Origin of the sequence: Streptomyces sp. GS7 (assembly GCF_009834125.1) — a bacterium.
Classification (GTDB): domain Bacteria; phylum Actinomycetota; class Actinomycetes; order Streptomycetales; family Streptomycetaceae; genus Streptomyces.
Map to the genome: position 1 here is coordinate 8,559,429 of NZ_CP047146.1, position 19,479 is coordinate 8,578,907.

A 19,479-nucleotide genomic window follows, 5' to 3' on the forward strand; every position below is an offset into this window, starting at 1 on the left:
CGGACCATATCCCCCGTGGCTTTACCGGAATGGATGGGGAATTCGTCGACGGCCGCCGGGTGTTGCCCTAGAAACCGCGGGTCCGCTTGGCCGCCCGGCGGCCCGCGCCCGCCTCCGTGATGCCCGGCGCCCGCAGGAACAGCCGCGCGACCTCGCTTCCCAGGTTGACCCCGACGGCGATCGCCAGCGCCAGCGAGGCGGCCCGGATCAGCGACGAGATGCCCTCCAGCAGATTGCCCTGGGCGAAGTTGAGCAGCCCGAAGTACGTCGCGCTACCGGGGAGCAGCGGGCCGATCGCCGCGGTGACGTACGGCAGCGCCGAGGCGTAGCGGTACCGGGAGAGCAGCTGGCCGAAGAGGCCGACGAGCCCGGCGGCGATGGCTGTGGACGGTACGGCGTTGAAGCCGGCGGTCACGTTCAGCGCCCCGTACACGACCCAGGCGACCCCGCCGTTTATCGTCGCGAACGCGACGGTGTGCCGCTCCTGTTGGAGCAGCACACAGAACGCCAGCGCCAGCAGCATGGACGCGACGGTCTGCACCAGCGGATCGTTGAACAGCCCCAGCGCCTGCTCGGGGTTGAGCCGCTTGAGGCCGGGGTCGATCTGGAGCCCGATGTAGAGCACCGACAGCACGCCGACGACGATGCCGACGATCAGGTAGCCGACCTCCAACAGCCGGGCGGCGGCGGTGATGTAGTAACCCGTCAGCCCGTCCTGCACACCGGCGACCAGCGCCCGCCCCGGGATCAGCGCGAACAGCCCACCGGTGATCACCGCGGACGCCTGCACGTTGGAGTGCGCCAGGCCGAACGCGAGCCCTATCGCCGCCGGCGGCATCGCCGCACACACGAACTGGTAGAACTCCGGGAGCCCGCGCCCGGACGCCAGCCACGCCAGCCGGTCGCCGAGCATCGAGCCCACCGCCGCCGCCGCGAACACCAGCGCCCCGCCGCCGACCAGCATGCTCGCCGCGCCGGAGAGCAGCCCGGAGGCCAGCGTCAGCGCCCAGCTCGGGTACGGGTGGCGGTTCCGCCGGATCTCGGCCAGACCGCGGTACGCCTCCTCCAGGGTGATGCCCTCGGAGGTGATCTCGTCGACCAGCCGGAACACCGCGGACAGCCGGTTGTAGTCGACCCCGCGCCGCCGCACCGTCCGGCTGGCGGTGACCGGGTCGTCGACCAGCGACGGCTGGTACGAGATCGACAGCAGCGTGAACGTGACGGTCGGCTCGACCCGCTCCAGGCCGTACGCGTGCGCCACGCCGAACATGGCCGCCTCGACGTCCTCCGCGCCCTCGCCGCCCGCCAGCAGGATCTCGCCGATACGCAGCGTCAGGTCGAGCACGCGGGGAACGGCGGGGCCGCCGGTCTCGTCTTCGGCGCGCTCCACCCGCTCGGGCACCGGCCGCTCGTGGATCGGCATCCGGAGCATCGTGCGCATCCGGTCCTGCCACGGCGCCTCCTTGGTGAGGCTGAGGACCGGGATGCCGTGCGGCGGGGTGAACGCCAGACCGCCGGCCACGGTGCCCGGCAGCGGGGTCTGCCCGGTGGTGCTCCCGGGCGGCGCGAACGCCGACCCCTCCTGCTCGGCCGGCGCCTCCGGGCGCAGGCCCTCGGGCAGCGCGAACTCGGAGGTGGGGTGCTCCTCTTCGGGCGTCGGCGGCAGCGGCACGCCCAGCGGTGGCGTGAAGGCGCTGTGCGCCTCGTCCGACTGCGGTTTGCGCTCCTCGGGAAGGCCGGCCGGCTCCGAGGTCCCAGGGTCACCGGTACCGCCGCCCCTGCCCGCGCCGGTGCTGTTGCCGCTGCTGCCGCGCTGCCCGCGCGGTGGGTCCGACACCACGTCTCTCCGCTCCTCTTACGCCTCCTGCCGACCGGTCATGCACACGATGCCGTATGCCGGGGCGTGGCGCTTGCCCGGGTACCACCTTTTCCGGACCGCGTGGAGTCGGACGCGGCGGCGCGGGAGCGGGGCGCGGTGTCCGGGCCGGGGCGTCAGCGCTTGGCGTGCCGCCCGCGGCGGCCGTCGCCCGGTGCGCCCAGGGGCCGGTCCGGGCTCCCCGCCGGGCGGACGGCCGCACCCGCCGGCTCCTTCGCCGCCTTGCCGCGCGCCCGGAGGTACTCGATGACGATCGGGACCACGGAGACCAGCACGATCCCCACGAGGATCAGCTCGATGTGCGTGTGCACGAACGCGACGTTGCCCAGCGCTGCGCCCAGCAGCGTCACCCCGGCGCCCCACAGCGAACCGCCGATGAGGTTGAAGGTGATGAAGGAGCGGTAGTTCATCCGGCTCACGCCGGCGATGATCGGCGTGAACGTCCGCACGATCGGCACGAAGCGGGCCAGGATCAGCGACTTCGGGCCGTGCTTCTCGAAGAAGAGGTGCGCCTTCTCGACGTTCTCCTGCTTGAAGAGCCGCGAGTCGGGACGCCTGAAGAGCGACGGGCCGACCTTGCGCCCGAAGAGGTAGCCGGCCTGGTCGCCCAGGACGGCGGCCAGCACCACCAGCAGGCACACCGCCCACAGCGGGGTGTTCAGCTTGTTCGTCGTCACCAGCAGCCCGGTCGTGAACAGCAGCGAGTCACCCGGCAGGAAGAAACCGATCAGCAGGCCGGACTCGGCGAAGACGATGAACAGGAGGCCGACCAGACCGAAGGTCTGGAGGAGATAGTCCGGGTCCAGCCACTGGGGGCCGAGCGCGAGGGTATTCACGGGGTGAGGGCTCCTGGGTCGAGGGCGCCGGGTCGCGCGATGCGACGAGCCAAAGCGGGGGTGCAGGCGCAGTGTGCGGCCCAAAGCTATCAACGGACTGTGCCGCCTCGTGGTTCCAGCCGAAGGACCGGGAGCCTTGGGAACCCGGCCCTCCGGCGCCCCGGGCCCCCCGGATCCGACCCTGCCACCCGACCGCGCCCCGGCCGCTGGCCGCCCCTGCCGTACCGGGTGATGCTGGCCGCAAGGAGGTGCGGATCATGGGCATCGAGGAGTACGGCGGGGGACAGCAGGCATCGGACGTCCTGGTGGTCACCACGAACGACGTCCCCGGATTCCACGTGACGCGGGTGATCGGCGAGGTCTTCGGCCTGACCGTCCGCTCGCGGCATCTCGGCAGCCAGATCGGCGCCGGCCTGAAGTCGATGATCGGCGGCGAGCTGCGCGGCCTGACCAAGACCCTCGTCGAGACCCGCAACCAGGCCATGGAGCGGCTGGTGGAACAGGCCCGCTCCCGGGGTGCGAACGCGGTGCTCATGTTCCGCTTCGACGTCACCGAGGCCGCCGACGTCGGCACCGAGGTGTGCGCCTACGGCACGGCCGTGGTCCTGTCCCCCGCGAGCTGACCGGGAGCCGCCCGCGACCGTACGGGCCGGAGAGCGGCGCGCTCCGGCCCGCACGCTTCCGCGGAGCGACGCCCGGCACTCACCTCACAGGCGCCGGACCGCGTTTCACAGGTGCCGGACCGCGTTCGCCAGCATCGCGTCCCGCATGTACACCGCCAGACCGGGCCGGATCGCCTCGTACGTGGCGGTGAACCGCTCGTCCGCGACGTACATCTCCCCCAGCCCGGTGTGGATCTCGTAGGTGCAGTCGTAAGAGGAGCCCCCGATGAACCGGCGGTGCTCCTCCGCGACGTCCATCGCCGCCTCGGAGTCCGCCGGCACGCCCTGCGCCAGCAGGTCGGCCATCCTGCGGTGGATGGCGTCGAACTCCGCCCCCAGCCGCTTCCAGTCCTCCTTGGTGTACGCGGCCGTCCGCCGCGCCGACTCCTTGTAGGCGTCGGTGCCGCCCCAGCGCCGCTCCGCCTCGGCGGCGTACCGGTCGGGGTCGAAGTCCCCGAAGACCTCGAACTTCTCCTCCGGGGTGAGCCGTACGTTCATTCTGCGTGCCTCCATCGCGTTCTCGACGGCGGCGGCCATCTCCCGGAGCTTCCCGATCCGCGCGGTCAGCAGGTCGTGCTGGCGCCGCAGGTGCTCCTGCGGGTCCGCGTCCGGGTCGTCCAGGAGGGCCGCCACCTCGTCGAGCGGAAAGCCGAGCTCGCGGTAGAACAGGATCTGCTGGAGCCGGTCCAGGTCGTGGTCGCCGTACCGGCGGTGACCTGCGTGGCTGCGCTCGCTGGGCACCAGCAGCCCGATCTCGTCGTAGTGGTGCAGGGTGCGCACCGTGATCCCGGCGAAACCGGCGACCTGCCCTACCGAATAGCTCACTTCCGCTCCCTCGTCGGTCATCGGTACGCGCTTCACGATGGGTCCTCACGCCGCGTGAGGTGCAAGCCCGGCCGTACCGATACGCCTGCGCATGCGGATACGGGCGGGCGGCCGGCCGCGGTGGTCCGGATTCTGAACGGCCGGTGAGGCACCGGCCGCCCGGTGGCATCCTTCCGGCCATGCTCGGAATAACGGATCTGTCCACGTATCTGGCGGGCCTGGCACTGATCATTCTGCTGCCGGGCCCGAATTCGCTCTATGTCGTCTCCGTGGCCGCCCGGCGCGGCCGGCGGGTGGCGTACCGCGCCGCGGCGGGCGTGCTGTGCGGCGACACGGTGCTGATGACGCTGTCGGCGGGCGGGGTGGCCTCGCTGCTGAAGACCAGCCCGCTGCTCTTCGGCATCGTGAAGTTCGCCGGCGCGGGCTACCTCACGTGGCTGGCCGTCGGGATGCTGCGCGGCGCCTGGTCCCTGTGGCGCGGCGGCCGGGACCGCAGGTCCGTACGGCACGCCGGCGCCGCGGGGGAGGCGGCGGCCCAGGGCGCGGCCGTGGCGGCCCGGGACGGCGCGGCCGTGCCAGGGGGCGCCCCGGCGGCCCCGGCCCCGTCCCCGGCCCCCAAGCAGGCCGCCGAACGGCCGTTCCGCCGGGCGCTGGTGGTGAGCCTGCTCAACCCGAAGGCGATCTTGTTCTTCATCTCCTTCTTCGTGCAGTTCGTGGACCCGTCCTATGCGCACCCGGTGCTGTCGTTCCTGGCCCTCGGCGCCTGGGCGCAGCTGTTCAGCCTCAGCTACCTCTCGGTCCTGATCTTCAGCGGGACGTTCCTGGCGGCGACCTTCCGGCGCCGCAAGCGGCTGACGGCCGGGCTGTCCGCGGGCGCCGGCGCCGCCTTCCTCGGTTTCGCGGCGAAACTGTCGCTGGCCAGCGCGAGCTGAGCCACCGCCCGGCAGCACCGCCGTACGGGGCCGCGCGGCCCCGTACGGCCCCCGGCGCTTCCACTGGCCGAACCCTGGAGGCCATGCACCCCCTATGCCCCTATTGTCGGGTTCCAGGAGGTGCACCCATGCCCACGCACGACGTGAACGTCGCGGTCATCTACTACTCCTCGACCGGCACCATCGCCGAGCTGGCCCGCCTGATCGCGGACGCCGCCGAGCACGCCGGCGCCGACGTACGCCTGCGCCGGGCCGCCGAACTCGCCCCGCAGGCCGCCATCGACGCCAACCCGGCCTGGGCCGCGAACGTCACCGCCACCGCCGACATCCTGGAGGCGAGCCACGAGGACATGATCTGGGCGGACGCGGTGATCTTCGGGACCCCCACCCGCTTCGGCAACGTCACGTCCCAGCTCAAGCAGTTCCTCGACACCCTCGGCGGCCTCTGGCGGCAGGGCAGGCTGGCCGACAAGGTCTACAGCGGCTTCACCGGCTCCGCCACCGCGCACGGCGGCCAGGAGTCCACCCTCCTCGCGCTCTACCACTCCGTCCACCACTTCGGCGGCATCCTCATCGCCCCCGGCTACACGGACCCGGCGAAGTTCGCCGACGGCAACCCCTACGGCACCTCGCACGTCGGCGGCCCCGAAACCCCGCTCGACGCGAACGCCCGCACCGCCGCCCGGATCCAGGCGGAACGTGTCGTGAAATTCACCAAAGCCATCAAAGCCGGTCTTTCCGCTGCGAGTTGACGGGTATCCCCCTCAGATGACTCTCCACAAAGGCGCATCCGACCGCGACCGCTCGCGCCGGCCGCGACCGGTCAACCCCTTCTACGGCGAGGCCGACCCGGTCGCCGGCATGGAAACCTCTCCCCCGCGGCACACCCTGCCCGAGGGCCCGGTCTCCCCGCACACCGCCTACCAGTTCGTGCACGACGAGCTGATGCTGGACGGCAACTCCCGGCTGAACCTGGCCACCTTCGTCACCACGTGGATGGAACCGCAGGCCGGCGCCCTGATGTCGGAGTGCCAGGACAAGAACATGATCGACAAGGACGAGTACCCGCGCACCGCCGAACTGGAGCGGCGCTGCGTGGCGATGCTCGCCGACCTCTGGCACGCGCCCGACCCGTCCGCCACCATCGGCTGCTCGACCACCGGCTCCAGCGAAGCCTGCATGCTCGCCGGGATGGCCCTCAAACGGCGCTGGTCCCGGCGCAACACGGACCGCTATCCCGCCACCGCCCGCCCCAACCTCGTCATGGGCGCCAACGTCCAGGTCTGCTGGGAGAAGTTCTGCACCTTCTGGGAGGTCGAGGCCCGCCAGGTCCCCATGGAGGGCGACCGCTTCCACCTCGACGCGGCCTCCGCGGCCGCGCTCTGCGACGAGAACACCATCGGCGTGGTGGCCGTCCTCGGCTCGACCTTCGACGGGTCGTACGAGCCGGTGGCGGAGATCTGCGCGGCCCTCGACGCCCTCCAGGAGCGCACCGGCCTGGACGTCCCGGTCCATGTCGACGGCGCGTCCGGCGCCATGATCGCCCCGTTCCTCGACCCCGACCTGGTCTGGGACTTCCGGCTCCCCCGGGTCGCCTCCATCAACACCTCCGGCCACAAGTACGGCCTGGTCTACCCGGGTGTCGGCTGGGCACTGTGGCGCGACGAGGAGGCGCTCCCCGAGGAGCTGGTCTTCCGCGTCAACTACCTGGGCGGCGACATGCCGACCTTCGCCCTGAACTTCTCCCGGCCCGGCGCCCAGGTGGTCGCCCAGTACTACACCTTCCTGCGGCTGGGCAGGGAGGGCTACCGCGCGGTACAGCAGGCCACCCGCGACGTGGCCCGCTCACTGGCCGAACGGATCGCCGCGCTGGGCGACTTCCGGCTGCTCACCCGGGGCGACCAGCTGCCGGTCTTCGCCTTCACGACCGCGGACGGCGTCACCGCCTTCGACGTCTTCGACGTGTCCCGCCGGATGAAGGAGCGCGGCTGGCTCCTCCCCGCCTACACCTTCCCGCCGCACCGCGAGGACCTCTCCGTCCTCCGGATCGTCTGCCGCAACGGCTTCTCCCAGGACCTCGCCGACCTCTTCCTCACGGACCTGGAGAGCCTGCTGCCCGAACTCCGCATCCAGCCACGCCCGTTGAGCCGCCCGGAGAACGTCGCCACCGCGTTCCACCACTAGGTCCCGTCCGGCGGGTCAGGGTGCGCCCGGCCCCGGACCGTCGGCGGCGTCGTCGTCCCCGTCGCCCTCGTCACCCCCGCTCGCGTACGGGTTCTCCCGCCCCTCCGCGAGCACCCCCCTGAAGGGCTCCCCCTCGCCCGCGAAGACATAGGCGCCGCCCTCGATCCGCGCGATCAGCTCCCGGGTCCACTCCGCACCGCCGTCCGCCGAGTGCACCCACATGTTCATGATCTCGCCGATGTGGCCGAGCTGTCCGGTCCCGCCCTCGGGCGTGTAGTACGAGGTGACCGTGGACCGCCATTCGGTGAGCGCCCGCACCCGCTCCCCGAGCAGCGCCACCGCCTCCTCCCGCGGCAGGTCCACCATGAAGCCGAGACCGGCGCTCAGCACGTCGGTCTTCGGATCCCGCTGCGCCAGCGCCGCCCGCAGCAGCGTGAAGTACTCCGCCTCACCCGCCGCGGTCAGCTCGTACTCGGTACGCGGCGGGCCGCCGGCGGTGCTGGGCGCGATGTCGTGGGCGTGCAGCATCCCCTGCTTCGCCATCTGCTTCAGCGCGTGGTAGATCGACCCCGGCTTGGCGTTGGACCACTCGTGGGCGCCCCAGTACTCCAGGTCGTTGCGCACCTGATAGCCGTGCGCCCGGCCGTGCTGCCGCACGGCCCCCAGCACCAGCAGCCGGATCGCCGACATCGTCTCCTCAATCCCTCGCGCGCGTCCCTGCCGTCAGCCTAGGCCGCCGCGCACCGGGACCGGCGGTCACCCCTCTCGGGCCGCCCGCTCCTCGGCCACCAGCTCGAACGCGGTCCTGCCGTCCAGGGACTCCCGGATGATGTCGGCATGGCCCGCGTGCCGCGCGGTCTCCTCGATCAGATGCAGCACCAGCCAGCGCATCGAGTGCCGGCCCCCGTCCGGGAACCAGGGCGCCTTCGGCAGTGGGAAGGTGTCGTCCAGGCTCGGCACGGAGCGGATGAACTTCTCGGTCTTCTCCGCGACGTCGTCCCAGAACGCCAGCATCCCGGCCACCGTCTGGCCGTCCTCCAGCTGGAAGGACAGATGCCAGTTGTCCCGGTCCCGCGCGATGGAGTGCTCCCGCTGCTGCGCGGTCTCCAGCCAGCGCTGCTCGACCTCCGCGGCATGCTTGACCAGCCCGGCCGGCGACAGCTCGCTGGCGCTCGGCCGCCGCCGCGCCTGCTCGTCGGTCAGCCCGAGGACCGCCCGCCGCAGCCCGCCGCGCTGCGCCTCCAGGAAGGCCAGCAGCGCACCGCGCTCGTCACCGTGGGCCTCGGCAGGGACAAGAGTGGGCATGACAGCCGCCTTTCACGACAGGTACCGGCGGCCGGCGGGAGCCGGCCGGCCGTCTTCCGACACCCCGCACGCTACGGCCCCTTGCGGTCAGCCCGTGACCTCAACTGGCCGCGCGCGTACCGGATCGCGGTCCGGCGGCCTCAGATCGGAAAGTGGGACCGCCCGTGCTGGATGGACACCCACTTCTGCGTCGTGAACGCCTCGATCGTGGACTCCCCGTTCAGCCGCCCGACCCCGGAGAACTTCTCCCCGCCGAACGCCACCTGCGGCTCGTCGTTGACCGTCCCGTCGTTGACGTGGACCATCCCGGTCTCGATCCGCTGGGCGATCCGCACCCCGCGCTCCACGTTGGCGGTGTGCACCGCCCCGCTGAGCCCGTAGGGCGAGTCGTTGGCGATCCGCACCGCCTCGTCCTCCCCGTCGAACGACACCAGCAGGACGACCGGCCCGAAGATCTCCTGGCCGTGCAGCCCGGAGTCCGCGGGCAGCCCGGCCAGCACGCTCGGCTCGACGAGGTTGCCGTCCGTACGGCCGCGCAGCAGCGCCGTGGCGCCCTCGGCGACCGCCCGGTCCACCAGCGAGGTCAGCGCCTCCGCCTGGAACCCGTTGATCAGCGGGCCTATCTGGGTCTGCGGATCGCGGGGATCGCCGGTCCGCAGTGACGCCACCCTGGCGACGAACTTCTTGGTGAACTCCGCCTCCACGGCGCGGTCCACCAGCACCCTGTTGGCCGCCATGCAGACCTGCCCCTGGTAGACGAACCGGCTGAAGACGGCGGCGTCCACGGCGTAGTCGATGTCTGCGTCGTCCATGACGATCAGCGCGCTGTTGCCGCTGAGTTCGAGGATCACCCGCTTGAAGTGCCCGGCGCTGACCGCCGCCACATGCCGGCCGACCTTGTCCGACCCGGCGAACGAGATCACCCGGGGCACCGGGTGCTCGATCAGCGCGTCACCGATCTCCGCGATGTCCGTGATCAGTACGTTGAGCAGCCCGTCCGGCAGCCCGGCGTCCTGGAAGAGCTTGGCGATCAGCCCGCCACCGGTGATCGGGGTGTTCTGGTTGGGCTTGATCACCACGGCGTTGCCGAGCGCCAGCGCCGGGGCCACCGACTTCATGGAGATCAGGAACGGGAAGTTGAACGGGCTGATCACGCCGATCACCCCGACCGGCAGGCCGTAGACGCGGTTCTCCTTGCCGTCCACCGGCGAGGGCAGTATCCGTCCCTGGGGCCGCAGCGCGAGTTGTATCGCCTCGCGCACGAACTCCTTGGCGAGCCGGACCTCGTAGGCGGCCTTGCTGCGGGTGCCGCCCAGTTCGAGGACGAGTGCCTCGATGATCTCCTCTTCGCGCTCCTCGATCAGCCGCAGCAGCCGCTCGGTGACCTCTCGCCGCTCGTAGGGATTCGACCGGGCCCAGGCGCGCTGCGCCCGTTCGGCGGCGCGGTACGCCTCGTCGACCTGGTCCACTCCGGCGACCGTGATCGACGCCAGCTTCTCCTGGTCGTAGGGGTTGAAATCGATGATGTCCCACGAGCCGCTGCCGGCCCGCCATTCACCGTCGATGAACTGGTAGGCCAGGTCTGCGAAGAAGGACATGGCATCCCTACTCTGTGCGGCTCTGCTCTGCGGGGGGCTGATCCGGCGTCATCCTACTGCCGCGTCAAGTGAGTTGGAGTAGACCACGCAGGAGATCCCTGGTCTGGGAGGGATCCGGACTGTCCTCCTGGAGCCGCGCCATCGCCCGCTCGTACTGGGCGACCTCCTCCGCCTTGTCCAAGTAGAGGGCGCTGGTGAGCTGTTCGAGATAGATCACGTCGGACAGATCGGACTCCGGGAACCGCAGCATGGTGAACGCGCCGCTCTCGCCGGCGTGCCCGCCGAAGTTGAACGGCATGACCTGCAACCGCACGTTGGGCCGCTCGGAGATGTCGATCAGATGCTTCAACTGGCCCCGCATCACCGCCCGTCCGCCGTACGGACGTCTCAGCGCCGCCTCGTCCAGCACGCAGTGCAGCTGCGGCGCCCGCTCGGATATCAGCAGCTTCTGCCGCTCCTGGCGCAGCGCCACCCGGCGCTGGATGTCGGCCGCCGGCGCACCCGGCATGCCCCGCGAGACGACCGCGTGCGCATACTCCTCGGTCTGCAACAGCCCGTGGACGAACTGGACTTCGTAGACGCGGATCAGCGAGGCCGCCCCTTCCAGCCCCACGTACGTCTGGAACCACCCGGGCAGCACGTCGCCGTAACTGTGCCACCAGCCCGCGACGTTGGCCTCGCGGGCCAGTGCGAGCAGCGCCTCGCGCTCCTGCTCGTCGCCCACGCCGTACAGCGTGAGGAGATCGGCGACATCGCGTGCTTTGAAGCTCACTCTGCCCAACTCCATGCGGCTGATCTTCGACTCGGACGCACGGATCGAGTAGCCGGCCGCTTCGCGGGTTATCCCGCGCGATTCACGCAGCCGACGGAGCTGCGACCCGAGCAGGATCCGCCGCACCACCGACCCGCTCGACTCACTTGCGGACACCTCTCTGACCCTCCTGTGACCCCACCCCGTCCAACAGTGGGCCGCAGTCTGCCATGTTCAGGCTTCGTTGAGTGCTCATCCGGTTACTGATATGTGCGGCCCCCGCAAGCCCTCCACAAGAAATCACAGGAAGAATACGGCGCTTATGCGGCCAGCCCTACGCAATCACGTCAGCTGCACGTGCATCTGCCCTTGCATCTGTCCTACGCATTGGGAACCATAGGCGTCGCACGCATGCACGCTCGTGAAAGATCCGCCAGATCCGGCTGACCGGCCAGGGTCATGACGTCCGCGAACGCCAGGAGTGCCTCGCATGGGGACCAAGGTTATGACCATGCTCGATTTCGAGCCGTTATGGCAGGGCTTTCCTCCCGTCGACCCCTTGGCCGTCTCCGGATCCGCGTCCTGCTCGCTCCCGCCGCGCTACGAATCGGTCGGCGGGGCACGGAGGTTCACCCGCGAAACGCTCTGCGGCTGGGGCCTGGAGGACCTCTTCGACGGGGTCGCCCTGGTGGTCTCCGAGCTCGTCACCAACGCCCTGCGCCACGCGGTGCTCGCCGCCCCCGACCGGACTCCCGAATTCGGCTCGGAATACGCGGAATACACCGAGTACACAGACGCGGTGCCGCCCGCCCGGCTCCACCTGATGCGCTGGTCCTCCCGGCTCGTCTGCGCCGTACGGGACCCCAGCGACGCGTCTCCCGAGGCCGGCGAGGCGGACTCCGCCGCCGAGTCGGGGCGCGGGCTCTACCTGGTCGACTCCTTCAGCGACAGCTGGGGCTGGCACCGACTGTCCGGGGCCCAGCACGGAAAGGTCGTGTGGGCCCTCTTCCGGCTCCCCTGAGAGCCGGCCGCCGCGGGCCTGCCGCCACAGCGCCCGCGGCCCGCGCACACGACGAACGGGCGCCCGTATGCCACGGGCGCCCGTTCGCGTGTCCGCGCCGCGCCACCCGGCCACGCGGGGCCGGGTCGGTCGCGTACGCGGTGCCGGTCGCGTACGACGTGTCAGTCGCGTACCAGGTGGTCGAACTCCCCGTCCTTGACGCCGAGCAGCATCGCCTCGACCTCGGCCGGCGTGTAGACCAGCGCCGGGCCGTCCGGGAAGCGGGAGTTGCGGACCGCGATGTCACCGCCGGGCAGCTTGGCGAACTCCACGCAGGATCCCTGGGAGTTGCTGTGCCGGCTCTTCTGCCATGACACATCACGGAGATCCGTTGCGGCCATGCCGTTGTATGCGTGGGGCACAGGGCTCTCCCGGTGGTGAACGCGGTGATAAACGGTGTCAACTGCCCCGGATCATAGCTGCGTTCACATGCTGATGCATGCGCAGATGCACGTGCACGACAGCCGGTGCCGAGACCGTCACCGCCCGTGGAGCAGTCACCGTCCGTGGCGCGCTCACCGCCCCTGGAGCACCTTCCCCAAACCCTCCGTCACAATCGACCGCCATCCGCCGCCCATGACCCTGTGCGCCTGCACCTGGAACGGGTCGTCCGGGTCGAAGCCCTCGTGGACGAGGAAGAGACGCGTACCGCGCCCTTCGGGTTCCAGGGTCCAGGTGATCGTCCAGTCGGCGAGGTTGCCCTGCCCCTCGTCCGCGTCCCGCCAGCGCAGCCGCAGCATCTTCTCCGGCTCGAACGCCTCGACCTCGGCGATGACGGTGCCGGAGAAGTTGCTGTTCGGCCGGGGCGGCGTTCGCATCTCGTAGCAGTGGCCGACCTCCAGCCGGAAGTCACCGGGCATCAGCCACTGGGCGATCAGCTCCGGCTCGGTCAGCGCCCGCCAGACCTTGCCGGGAGGATGCGCCAGGAAGTGCGCGACACGGATCGTGGTCGGATCGTCGTCGGGAACCGCGAAAGGGTGTGTGGTCATTGCGCCTCGCCGTCGGGAGCGTCGGGATCACCAGAAGCATCGGGAGCGTCGGGATCGTCGGGAATGCGGTCGAGCAGCTCGCCGAGGCCCGCGAGCTTCGCGCGCCAGAACCGCTCGTAGGGGCCGAGCCAGTCCTGCACCTCGCCGAGCGGCTCGGCCTCCAGGCGGTAGATCCGCCGCCGGCCGGCCCGCTGCTCGCTCACCAGCCCGGCCTGGCGCAGCACCTTCAGATGCTCGGACAGGCTCGGCCGGCTCATCGCGAAGTGCTCGGCCAGCCGCTGGACGGGCTGCGGCCCGCCGTCGCGCAGCAGGCGGAGCACCTCGCGCCGGGTGCCGTTGGCGAGCGCCGCGAAGACGCGGTCCCGATCCGGTTCGGACAGGACGGCGCGCAGCGGTGCGGGTGTGGCGTTCACACCCCCGACAATATGTAGGAGATTCCCTACGCGTCAAACGTAGGGAATCTCCTACGTATCCTCCTGTGCATCACCGCGAGGCGTACGGCAGCAACGCCATCTCCCGGGCGTTCTTGATCGCGCGGGCCAGCTGCCGCTGCTGCCGGGCGGTGACCCGGGTGACCCGGCGGCTGCGTATCTTGCCGCGGTCCGAGAGGAACTTCCGCAGCAGGTCGGTGTCCTTGTAGTCGATGTACGTGATCCCGGCCGCGTCCAGCGGGTTGGGACGGGGCGCGGGCTTACGGCGCGGGTCGGGCCTACGGGGCATGGTCACGGCTTTCTCGTGCGTGCGGATGCGGCCGGTTCCCCAGCGGAGAACGGCCGGTTCGGCGAGGGGCGGCCCGTGGGCTCACGGAACGGGAGCCCACAGAAAGCTGCCTCACGGAACGGGAGCCCACAGAACGCCGCCTCGCGGGACGGGGACTCGCGGGACGGGGACTCACAGAACGGCGCCTCGCGGAACGGGAGTTCACAGATGGGCGCCGAACGGAACGGCGCCTCACGACACCGGGTCGAGGAGCGCGTCGAAGGCGGGCGGAAGGCTCTTCCAGGCCGGCGGCCCGCCCGCGTACTCGGCGTCGGTGAGCAGACAGGACTCCAGCAGGGACCGGAGTCCCTCGCGGTCCAGGCCGGGCGAGGTGAAGACCAGGTGCTGGGCCCGGTCGCCGTGCTCCGGATGCCAGTCCAGCGCGGCGGCGGCCCGGCGCATCGGCGGCACCATCTCCCAGGCGGCGTCCGGCAGCGAGGCCAGCCACGGCCCGGCGCTCTCCACGCACAGCGCACCGCCCGCCGCGTCCCAGGACAGCAGCGCGTCCGGCCGGTCGGCCAGCCAGAACCGGCCCCGGCTGCGCGCCGCCGCACAGGTCAGGTCCTCCAGGGCCGCGTAGAGCCGCTCGGGGTGGAAGGGCCGGGTGCGCCGCCATACGAGCGTGCCGACCCCGGCCGCGTCGGCCTCCTGGGGCAGCAGCGCACACGCCGGATGCTGCCGGGCGGCAGCCGCCTCCACGTCGAAGCCGGCCAGCGCCGCGGCGGCCAACTCGACGGATGCCACGTCGACTTGGCGCGCCGTCGGGTGCAGCTGCGCCAGCAGTGCGAGATCGGCCTCGTCCGCGGCCTCCTCCCCCGCGGCCAGCGCGAGCACCGGCGCGTACTCCAGCTGCCGAGCCCAGGTGTCGGCGACCGTGCGCTGGTCGGAGGCCGCGGCCGCCAGCCCCGCCTCCGACAGATCGTCGCCGCAGGCGAGATACGGCAGCAGCAGCGCCGGATCGACGGCGGTGATCACCCCGGTCAGCGCCAGGTTCTCGCTGCCGCACGCGTTGATCACCTCGGCCATCGCCTTCGGCTCGACCGAGTCCCACAGCTCCACGACCGCCAGCCGGCAGGTCCGGCCGGCGGCCAGCCGCTCCAGCTCGGGCACCAGGTCCTCGCGCAGCGCACAGCAGGCGCAGTCGTTGACCAGCGGCGCCTCACCGGTGTCCAGCGTGCCGCCGGCGTCGCGGACGGTGCGCCGCACGGTGCCGTCGGCGGCCGAGGCCAGATCGTGGTGGAGGGCGACGCTGCCGGGCACGGTGCGCAGCAGCCGCTCGACGGCGGCCCGCCGGGCGTCCGCGTGCAGCCCGCCCACCAGCGCGACGCTCAGCCGCTCCATCAGCGGGCCCCGCGCTTGCCGTACCGGCGCTCGAACCGCTCGACCCGGCCGGCGGTGTCCAGCACCCGGGCGGCGCCTGTGTAGAAGGGGTGGCTCGCCGAGGAGATCTCGACGTCGATGACGGGATAGGTGTGGCCGTCCTCCCACTCGATGGTCTTGTCGCTCGTCGCCGTCGAGCGGGTCAGGAAGGCGAAGTCCCCGGCCCGGTCGCGGAAGACGACGGGCCCGTAGGCGGGGTGGATTCCGTTCTTCATCGGACCTCAGCGCTCCTCTCGGAAGGTGACGTGCCGCCCGACGACCGGGTCGTACTTGCGCAGTTCCAGGCGGTCGGGGTCGTTGCGGCGGTTCTTGCGGGTGACGTAGGTGAACCCGGTGCCGGCGGTGGACCGGAGCTTGACGACCGGGCGTGTTTCGTTGCGGGCCATGCCAGGTAGTATACGCAAATGGTTTCCATTTTCAATAAGCCCCTGGAGGGCCCGACCACCGAAAGGACCGCTCCATGTCCGCCCACTGCCAGCTGACCGGCCGCAAGCCGGGCTTCGGCAAGACCGTCTCCCACTCGCACCGCCGCACCCCGCGCCGCTTCGACCCCAACATCCAGCGCAAGCGCTACTGGCTGGAGAGCGAGGGCCGGCACATCCGCCTGACGCTCAGCACCAAGGCCGTCAAAACCATCGACGCGATCGGCATCGAAGCGGCCGTCGCCCGTATCCGCGCCCGGGGGGAGAAGGTCTGATGGCCAAGAAGAGCAAGATCGCCAAGAACGAGCAGCGCCGCGCGACCGTCGCCCGCTACGCGGCCCGCCGGGCCGTCCTCAAGGCCGTCATCCGCAGCCCGCACACCCCTGAGGAGGAGCGCACCGCCGCGCAGCGCGAGCTCTCCCGCCAGCCCCGGGACGCCAGCGCCACCCGCGTCCGCAACCGCGACGGCGTCGACGGCCGCCCGCGCGGCTACTTCCGCGCCTTCGGCCTCTCCCGCGTCCGGCTGCGCGAACAGGCCCACCAGGGCCATCTCCCGGGCGTACGCAAGTCCAGCTGGTAGACCGCCGCCCGGCCGCCGTCCCCCGGAACGCCCCCTGGGGGTCGGCAGCCGGGCCGTTCGGGTAATACTGGACAGACTCCGCAGGCACCCCCGACGAAAGCGAGAGCGTCCATGTTCCGCAACGCCCTGGAGCCCTGGCACCTGATCCTGGTCGTCGCCGTGCTCGTGCTGCTCTTCGGTTCCAAGAAGCTCCCCGACATGGCGCGCGGCCTCGGCCGCTCGATGCGCATCCTCAAGTCGGAGGCCAAGGCCCTCAAGGACGAGCGCCCGGCCGACGCCCCCCGCCCGGACCAGGCGCCCCACGTGGAGCAGGCCCCCCGCCCGGAACAGGCCCCCGGCCACTGACCCGGCCGGCGGCCACCGCACTCAGCTGTCGCCGCCCTCCTCGATCAACCGCCGCACCTCGCGGTCGATCAGCCCCAGCCGGGCCTCCGCGACCAGCGGCACCGCCCGGCGCTGCCGGCGCGCCTCGGCGAGATCGATGTCCACGGTGACCAGCGCGGGCTCCCACTTGGGCGCCTGCGCCACCACCGCGCCCCGCGGGTCCACCACCCGCGAGCCGCCCCAGAACGTCGCCCCGTGCTCGTTGCCGACCCGGTTGACGAACACCACCCAGCACTGCAGCATCTTCGCCGTATAGGCCAGCAGCGTGTCCCAGTACAGCCCGGTGTCCATCGCCTCCGGATCCAGGCTCGCCGCACTGTTGGTCGGCACGAACAGCACCTCGGCCCCGTCCTGCACCGCCAGCCACGGCAGTACGGGCTGCCAGGCGTCGTTGCACACCAGCGTCGCGCCCCGCCCGCCGGTCTTCGACTTCGTCAGCTCGTACGCGCGCAGCGACTGCCCCGGGCTGACGTGCTTGCGCTCTTCCCAGGCCAGGTAGTTGGGGAGATAGAGCTTGCGATGCGCATGCACCAGCGCCCCGTCCGCGTAGTGCGCGGAAGTGTTGTACGCGCGCAGGCTGGTGTGCTCGTGGAAGCCGACCAGCACGTCCGGCCCCAGAGTGCTCAGCTCCAGCAGCCGCGGATCGCCCGCCTCGATGGACTTGTCCCGCTTGAGCGCCCCCAAGTGGTAGCCGTGCAGGCTGAGTTCGGGGAACACCACGAGATCGGCCCCCTGGGCCGCCGCCTGCTCGATCTGCTCCCGTGCGATCCGGAGGTTCTCCGGCACATCTCCCAGCACGCAGTCCGTCTGCGATAGCGCGATGAGCATGCCCACTCCCCCTCGATTAATTACCTTTAATAGCCTTTATAACCTTTCTCCAATTTTGCCAGAAAAAACCCGCCGCTCGCTTCGAACGCACCCCCGCGGCGGCCGGCACCACCGGGGGCCAGCTCCCCGCACAGATGGAGCCGGCCCCCGAGAACGCACTCGGCGCCTCGGCCAGGGCCGAAACCCGTCGGCGGTCGCCCACGCCGCCGCCCGAGAAGATCGGGATGCTGTCCCTGATGCGCGACAGCTTCCTCGTCGCCCTCGGCCTGCGTCGGGTTCCCGGCGCACTGCCGGTCCCGCGGCGAGGACAGCACGTCGACGCCCTGGACCGTGCTGGGAGCCGTTGCCATTGACAGTGTGTTGACGGTGTGCGGGGTCGTCCTGATCACCGATCACCACGGCGCGCGGAGCAGCCGCACCCCCCGCCCGAACGTCACCGCAATTTCCGCGGCGCCATCATCTTCTTCATCGCGCAAACCCTTCAGAAGAAGGAACTCCCGAAACGGGACCCCGACGCCGCTCCAGAACCACGACATACACCGGGGACCGAGAAACCCGAACAACGACAACGAATCCCCGTCCCCATTTCTCGCCTCCGGCCACCATGCCAAATACCCCGCCGCCCTCATCCACCCCACGGGGGATTTTGCATGCACCCCACCACACACCATCCTCAACGATTCGACGCGCCGCCCCGCGGTCACGAGCGAATAACAATTCCGCGCACCCGTGCAACCGAAATAGAAAACCGGGCCGCCCAGACGAAGGAAATCTGGGCGGCCCGGGAATTACTTGCGTCCAGCTCCTGCGCTTGCCGTGACCCGAGCGGATCGAAGGGTCGTCGATGACGTGCGACAGCGCCTCGTCACCCTTGGCCCGGGTGGAGGGCTCGGTGCACTGCCGGTTCCACGGCGCGGACAGCGCATTGACGCCCCGCACCGAGACCGGGACAGAGCCGAACAGCGAGCCGAAGTCCGCCTTGGCGGGCAGGCCGATGCAGGGGCAACGCGGCTGCGATCCACCATCCGGACCGTGGTGCCGACCGTCCGGTTCCGGTCGGCGTACACGTTGACGGTCCGGCGGCTGAGGCGTCTCACAGCCGCGCCGATTTCACCGGGCGAACACACAGGAAAGTGAATTTCCGCGTCGCCGGATGCGTTACTTGACCGGCAGACCGCCGAGCAGCGAAACCTTCCTGTTCTTGGTGGCCCCCGTGGCACCACCGAGAATCCTCTTCGGTCCGTACTTGACGGTTTCCGCCGTCTTCTTGACAGTGTCGACCAGCGGCGTGATCTGGCGGCCTTCAAGGTGCTTGTTGTGCAGCGCTTCGGCCCCTGCGCCGTTGTGGCTCATGCGCGGCGAGCCGGGATTGGCAGCGAAAGCGGGGACGGCCGCGCCCAGCGCCATGACAGAACCAGCCACAACCGCGGCAGACTTCGCGTACTTCACTTTCAACTGTCCCTTCTGGGGCGGTGCTTGTGGAGATCGCGACATCAGCGCCGCGTGAGCAATCACTTCGCTGCTCGGAACACCGCTTTTCCCCCTGACTAACGAGTGCCGCCCCACGGAGAAACTATGGATTTCCGCCTTCTTGGCGGCGCCACTCGAAAGCTGCCGGCCGTTCCGACACACCCCGTACGGGCAGAATGCCACCGGCCCCGACACGCAGCGCGGGCGAGCCGGGGCCGGTCACATCAACACGGCTCGAATTTCTTCGAGTCAGCGGTTGATGCACTTGTTGCCGAATGCCGGGTTGAGGAACCCGATGAAGTTGGCCGAGTTGCCGCAGATGTTGATCGGGATGTGGATCGGCATCTGGACGACGTTGCCCGAGAGCACCCCGGGGGACCCCTTGGCGGCACCCTTGGCGCCCGCGTCGGCGAACGCCGGCGTAGCGGCGCCCACTGCGAGGAGCGTACCGGCGGTGACTGCGGCGACCTTTGCGTACTTCACTTTGCGCCCTTCCTGCAGCGGGTCCGTAGCGCACACGACCGTCGTGTCGCACGGGCGCGGATCTGCTCGCCCGTAACTCCGCTGTCGATATTGGTAACGATTTCCCCTCGTCGACGAAACTCTTGCGGAGAAGTTTTCGGAGGAATCGCCCGAAC

The 19,479-nt window shown here is 70.6% G+C and carries 26 protein-coding genes and 1 pseudogene; 9 read left to right on the forward strand and 18 right to left on the reverse strand.

Annotated elements, in window-relative coordinates; genetic code table 11:
- Positions 1-67: 67 nt before the first annotated feature.
- Together GR130_RS37200 and GR130_RS37205 are read right to left on the reverse strand one after the other, a co-directional pair.
- A complete protein-coding gene (locus tag GR130_RS37200; RefSeq protein ID WP_159508798.1) occupies positions 68-1,840 on the reverse strand; it encodes a threonine/serine ThrE exporter family protein in 1,773 nt (590 codons plus the stop codon).
- A 152-nt stretch (positions 1,841-1,992) separates the two neighbouring features.
- Positions 1,993-2,712 (reverse strand): DedA family protein, encoded by a 720-nt coding sequence (locus GR130_RS37205; RefSeq protein WP_159508800.1) that lies wholly within the window; start codon positions 2,710-2,712, stop codon positions 1,993-1,995.
- A gap of 257 nt (positions 2,713-2,969) precedes the next feature.
- Between GR130_RS37205 and GR130_RS37210 the strand changes: the two genes are divergently transcribed.
- Positions 2,970-3,335 (forward strand): YbjQ family protein, encoded by a 366-nt coding sequence (locus GR130_RS37210; RefSeq protein WP_159508802.1) that lies wholly within the window; start codon positions 2,970-2,972, stop codon positions 3,333-3,335.
- Positions 3,336-3,440: 105 nt separating this feature from the next.
- Here GR130_RS37210 and GR130_RS37215 read toward each other — a convergent pair whose 3' ends face one another.
- On the reverse strand, positions 3,441-4,199 hold the full coding sequence (locus GR130_RS37215) for a MerR family transcriptional regulator (protein WP_159510477.1): 759 nt from the start codon (positions 4,197-4,199) through the stop codon (positions 3,441-3,443).
- 179 nt (positions 4,200-4,378) lie between these two features.
- Here GR130_RS37215 and leuE point away from each other — a divergent pair, with 179 nt between their 5' ends.
- The 3 genes from leuE to GR130_RS37230 all read left to right on the forward strand — a co-directional run bounded on the left by leuE (position 4,379) and on the right by GR130_RS37230 (position 7,315).
- Positions 4,379-5,131 carry a leucine efflux protein LeuE gene (leuE, locus tag GR130_RS37220; protein ID WP_159508804.1) on the forward strand — a complete coding sequence of 251 codons (753 nt, stop codon included), beginning with the start codon at positions 4,379-4,381 and terminating at the stop codon, positions 5,129-5,131.
- Between the two features lie 128 nt (positions 5,132-5,259).
- Positions 5,260-5,883: an NAD(P)H:quinone oxidoreductase gene (wrbA, locus tag GR130_RS37225; RefSeq protein WP_159508806.1), complete on the forward strand. Its 624-nt coding sequence runs from the start codon at positions 5,260-5,262 to the stop codon at positions 5,881-5,883.
- A gap of 16 nt (positions 5,884-5,899) precedes the next feature.
- Positions 5,900-7,315, forward strand: coding sequence for a glutamate decarboxylase (locus GR130_RS37230; RefSeq protein WP_159508808.1), 1,416 nt, complete (start codon positions 5,900-5,902; stop codon positions 7,313-7,315).
- A gap of 15 nt (positions 7,316-7,330) precedes the next feature.
- Here the strand turns inward: GR130_RS37230 and GR130_RS37235 are convergent, their stop codons facing one another.
- The 4 genes from GR130_RS37235 to GR130_RS37250 all read right to left on the reverse strand — a co-directional run bounded on the left by GR130_RS37235 (position 7,331) and on the right by GR130_RS37250 (position 11,146).
- Positions 7,331-8,005, reverse strand: a complete 675-nt coding sequence (locus GR130_RS37235; RefSeq protein WP_159508810.1) for a PadR family transcriptional regulator — start codon at positions 8,003-8,005, stop codon at positions 7,331-7,333.
- A gap of 66 nt (positions 8,006-8,071) precedes the next feature.
- Positions 8,072-8,620, reverse strand: coding sequence for a DinB family protein (locus GR130_RS37240; RefSeq protein WP_159508812.1), 549 nt, complete (start codon positions 8,618-8,620; stop codon positions 8,072-8,074).
- Positions 8,621-8,760: 140 nt separating this feature from the next.
- Entirely contained in the window at positions 8,761-10,218 is a 1,458-nt protein-coding gene (locus GR130_RS37245; protein WP_159508814.1) for an aldehyde dehydrogenase family protein, read from the reverse strand.
- A gap of 64 nt (positions 10,219-10,282) precedes the next feature.
- Positions 10,283-11,146: a helix-turn-helix domain-containing protein gene (locus GR130_RS37250; RefSeq protein WP_043265470.1), complete on the reverse strand. Its 864-nt coding sequence runs from the start codon at positions 11,144-11,146 to the stop codon at positions 10,283-10,285.
- Between the two features lie 313 nt (positions 11,147-11,459).
- Here GR130_RS37250 and GR130_RS37255 point away from each other — a divergent pair, with 313 nt between their 5' ends.
- Positions 11,460-11,990, forward strand: a complete 531-nt coding sequence (locus GR130_RS37255) for an ATP-binding protein (protein WP_159508816.1) — start codon at positions 11,460-11,462, stop codon at positions 11,988-11,990.
- 161 nt (positions 11,991-12,151) lie between these two features.
- Here GR130_RS37255 and GR130_RS37260 read toward each other — a convergent pair whose 3' ends face one another.
- The 7 genes from GR130_RS37260 to rpmG form a co-directional block, all read right to left on the reverse strand.
- Entirely contained in the window at positions 12,152-12,391 is a 240-nt protein-coding gene (locus GR130_RS37260) for a DUF397 domain-containing protein (RefSeq protein WP_043265468.1), read from the reverse strand.
- Positions 12,392-12,544: 153 nt separating this feature from the next.
- On the reverse strand, positions 12,545-13,018 hold the full coding sequence (locus GR130_RS37265) for an SRPBCC family protein (RefSeq protein ID WP_159508818.1): 474 nt from the start codon (positions 13,016-13,018) through the stop codon (positions 12,545-12,547).
- The gene (locus GR130_RS37270) at positions 13,015-13,431 is read right to left on the reverse strand and encodes an ArsR/SmtB family transcription factor (protein WP_236573836.1); all 417 of its coding nucleotides are present in this window, start codon (positions 13,429-13,431) and stop codon (positions 13,015-13,017) included. Before GR130_RS37270 ends, GR130_RS37265 begins: the two co-directional genes overlap by 4 nt.
- A gap of 70 nt (positions 13,432-13,501) precedes the next feature.
- The gene (gene rpsR / locus GR130_RS37275; RefSeq protein ID WP_159508820.1) at positions 13,502-13,738 is read right to left on the reverse strand and encodes a 30S ribosomal protein S18; all 237 of its coding nucleotides are present in this window, start codon (positions 13,736-13,738) and stop codon (positions 13,502-13,504) included.
- 231 nt (positions 13,739-13,969) lie between these two features.
- Complete coding sequence (locus GR130_RS37280) at positions 13,970-15,118, reverse strand: CobW family GTP-binding protein (RefSeq protein ID WP_159508822.1); 1,149 nt, start codon at positions 15,116-15,118, stop codon at positions 13,970-13,972.
- On the reverse strand, positions 15,118-15,372 hold the full coding sequence (locus GR130_RS37285) for a type B 50S ribosomal protein L31 (RefSeq protein ID WP_159508824.1): 255 nt from the start codon (positions 15,370-15,372) through the stop codon (positions 15,118-15,120). The genes GR130_RS37280 and GR130_RS37285 overlap by 1 nt, the downstream gene beginning before the upstream one ends.
- 6 nt (positions 15,373-15,378) lie before the next feature.
- On the reverse strand, positions 15,379-15,543 hold the full coding sequence (gene rpmG / locus GR130_RS37290; RefSeq protein ID WP_159508826.1) for a 50S ribosomal protein L33: 165 nt from the start codon (positions 15,541-15,543) through the stop codon (positions 15,379-15,381).
- A gap of 74 nt (positions 15,544-15,617) precedes the next feature.
- Between rpmG and rpmB the strand changes: the two genes are divergently transcribed.
- The 3 genes from rpmB to tatA all read left to right on the forward strand — a co-directional run bounded on the left by rpmB (position 15,618) and on the right by tatA (position 16,504).
- Positions 15,618-15,854, forward strand: coding sequence for a 50S ribosomal protein L28 (gene rpmB / locus GR130_RS37295; RefSeq protein WP_159508828.1), 237 nt, complete (start codon positions 15,618-15,620; stop codon positions 15,852-15,854).
- Positions 15,854-16,159 (forward strand): 30S ribosomal protein S14, encoded by a 306-nt coding sequence (gene rpsN, locus GR130_RS37300; protein WP_159508830.1) that lies wholly within the window; start codon positions 15,854-15,856, stop codon positions 16,157-16,159. Before rpmB ends, rpsN begins: the two co-directional genes overlap by 1 nt.
- A gap of 111 nt (positions 16,160-16,270) precedes the next feature.
- Entirely contained in the window at positions 16,271-16,504 is a 234-nt protein-coding gene (gene tatA, locus GR130_RS37305) for a Sec-independent protein translocase subunit TatA (RefSeq protein ID WP_159508832.1), read from the forward strand.
- Between the two features lie 21 nt (positions 16,505-16,525).
- Here tatA and GR130_RS37310 read toward each other — a convergent pair whose 3' ends face one another.
- A complete protein-coding gene (locus tag GR130_RS37310; protein WP_159508834.1) occupies positions 16,526-17,371 on the reverse strand; it encodes a nitrilase-related carbon-nitrogen hydrolase in 846 nt (281 codons plus the stop codon).
- A 134-nt stretch (positions 17,372-17,505) separates the two neighbouring features.
- On the opposite strand from GR130_RS37310, the gene GR130_RS37315 reads away from it, so the two are divergent.
- Entirely contained in the window at positions 17,506-17,724 is a 219-nt protein-coding gene (locus GR130_RS37315; RefSeq protein WP_159508836.1) for a hypothetical protein, read from the forward strand.
- Positions 17,725-18,184: 460 nt separating this feature from the next.
- On the opposite strand, the pseudogene GR130_RS41480 reads toward GR130_RS37315, so the two are convergent.
- The 3 genes and pseudogenes from GR130_RS41480 to GR130_RS40125 form a co-directional block, all read right to left on the reverse strand.
- Positions 18,185-18,373: pseudogene (locus GR130_RS41480) on the reverse strand (rodlin); the annotation flags it as partial.
- 156 nt (positions 18,374-18,529) lie between these two features.
- Positions 18,530-18,820 (reverse strand): hypothetical protein, encoded by a 291-nt coding sequence (locus GR130_RS37320; RefSeq protein WP_159508838.1) that lies wholly within the window; start codon positions 18,818-18,820, stop codon positions 18,530-18,532.
- Between the two features lie 270 nt (positions 18,821-19,090).
- A complete protein-coding gene (locus GR130_RS40125) occupies positions 19,091-19,324 on the reverse strand; it encodes a chaplin (RefSeq protein WP_201305108.1) in 234 nt (77 codons plus the stop codon).
- Positions 19,325-19,479: the final 155 nt, after the last annotated feature.

What these genes read in the sequence shown, in the direction of transcription:
- GR130_RS37235 (WP_159508810.1), bottom strand. Translation starts at nt 8,005, where the DNA reads ATGTCGGCGATCCGGCTGCTGGTGCTGGGGGCCGTGCGGCAGCACGGC.
- tatA (WP_159508832.1), top strand. Translation starts at nt 16,271, where the DNA reads ATGTTCCGCAACGCCCTGGAGCCCTGGCACCTGATCCTGGTCGTCGCC.
- rpsN (WP_159508830.1), top strand. Translation starts at nt 15,854, where the DNA reads ATGGCCAAGAAGAGCAAGATCGCCAAGAACGAGCAGCGCCGCGCGACC.
- GR130_RS37240 (WP_159508812.1), bottom strand. Translation starts at nt 8,620, where the DNA reads ATGCCCACTCTTGTCCCTGCCGAGGCCCACGGTGACGAGCGCGGTGCG.
- wrbA (WP_159508806.1), top strand. Translation starts at nt 5,260, where the DNA reads ATGCCCACGCACGACGTGAACGTCGCGGTCATCTACTACTCCTCGACC.
- GR130_RS37230 (WP_159508808.1), top strand. Translation starts at nt 5,900, where the DNA reads ATGACTCTCCACAAAGGCGCATCCGACCGCGACCGCTCGCGCCGGCCG.
- GR130_RS37315 (WP_159508836.1), top strand. Translation starts at nt 17,506, where the DNA reads ATGGAGCCGGCCCCCGAGAACGCACTCGGCGCCTCGGCCAGGGCCGAA.
- GR130_RS37310 (WP_159508834.1), bottom strand. Translation starts at nt 17,371, where the DNA reads ATGCTCATCGCGCTATCGCAGACGGACTGCGTGCTGGGAGATGTGCCG.
- GR130_RS37245 (WP_159508814.1), bottom strand. Translation starts at nt 10,218, where the DNA reads ATGTCCTTCTTCGCAGACCTGGCCTACCAGTTCATCGACGGTGAATGG.
- GR130_RS37255 (WP_159508816.1), top strand. Translation starts at nt 11,460, where the DNA reads ATGGGGACCAAGGTTATGACCATGCTCGATTTCGAGCCGTTATGGCAG.
- GR130_RS37285 (WP_159508824.1), bottom strand. Translation starts at nt 15,372, where the DNA reads ATGAAGAACGGAATCCACCCCGCCTACGGGCCCGTCGTCTTCCGCGAC.
- rpmG (WP_159508826.1), bottom strand. Translation starts at nt 15,543, where the DNA reads ATGGCCCGCAACGAAACACGCCCGGTCGTCAAGCTCCGGTCCACCGCC.
- GR130_RS37265 (WP_159508818.1), bottom strand. Translation starts at nt 13,018, where the DNA reads ATGACCACACACCCTTTCGCGGTTCCCGACGACGATCCGACCACGATC.
- rpmB (WP_159508828.1), top strand. Translation starts at nt 15,618, where the DNA reads ATGTCCGCCCACTGCCAGCTGACCGGCCGCAAGCCGGGCTTCGGCAAG.
- leuE (WP_159508804.1), top strand. Translation starts at nt 4,379, where the DNA reads ATGCTCGGAATAACGGATCTGTCCACGTATCTGGCGGGCCTGGCACTG.
- GR130_RS37280 (WP_159508822.1), bottom strand. Translation starts at nt 15,118, where the DNA reads ATGGAGCGGCTGAGCGTCGCGCTGGTGGGCGGGCTGCACGCGGACGCC.
- rpsR (WP_159508820.1), bottom strand. Translation starts at nt 13,738, where the DNA reads ATGCCCCGTAGGCCCGACCCGCGCCGTAAGCCCGCGCCCCGTCCCAAC.
- GR130_RS37210 (WP_159508802.1), top strand. Translation starts at nt 2,970, where the DNA reads ATGGGCATCGAGGAGTACGGCGGGGGACAGCAGGCATCGGACGTCCTG.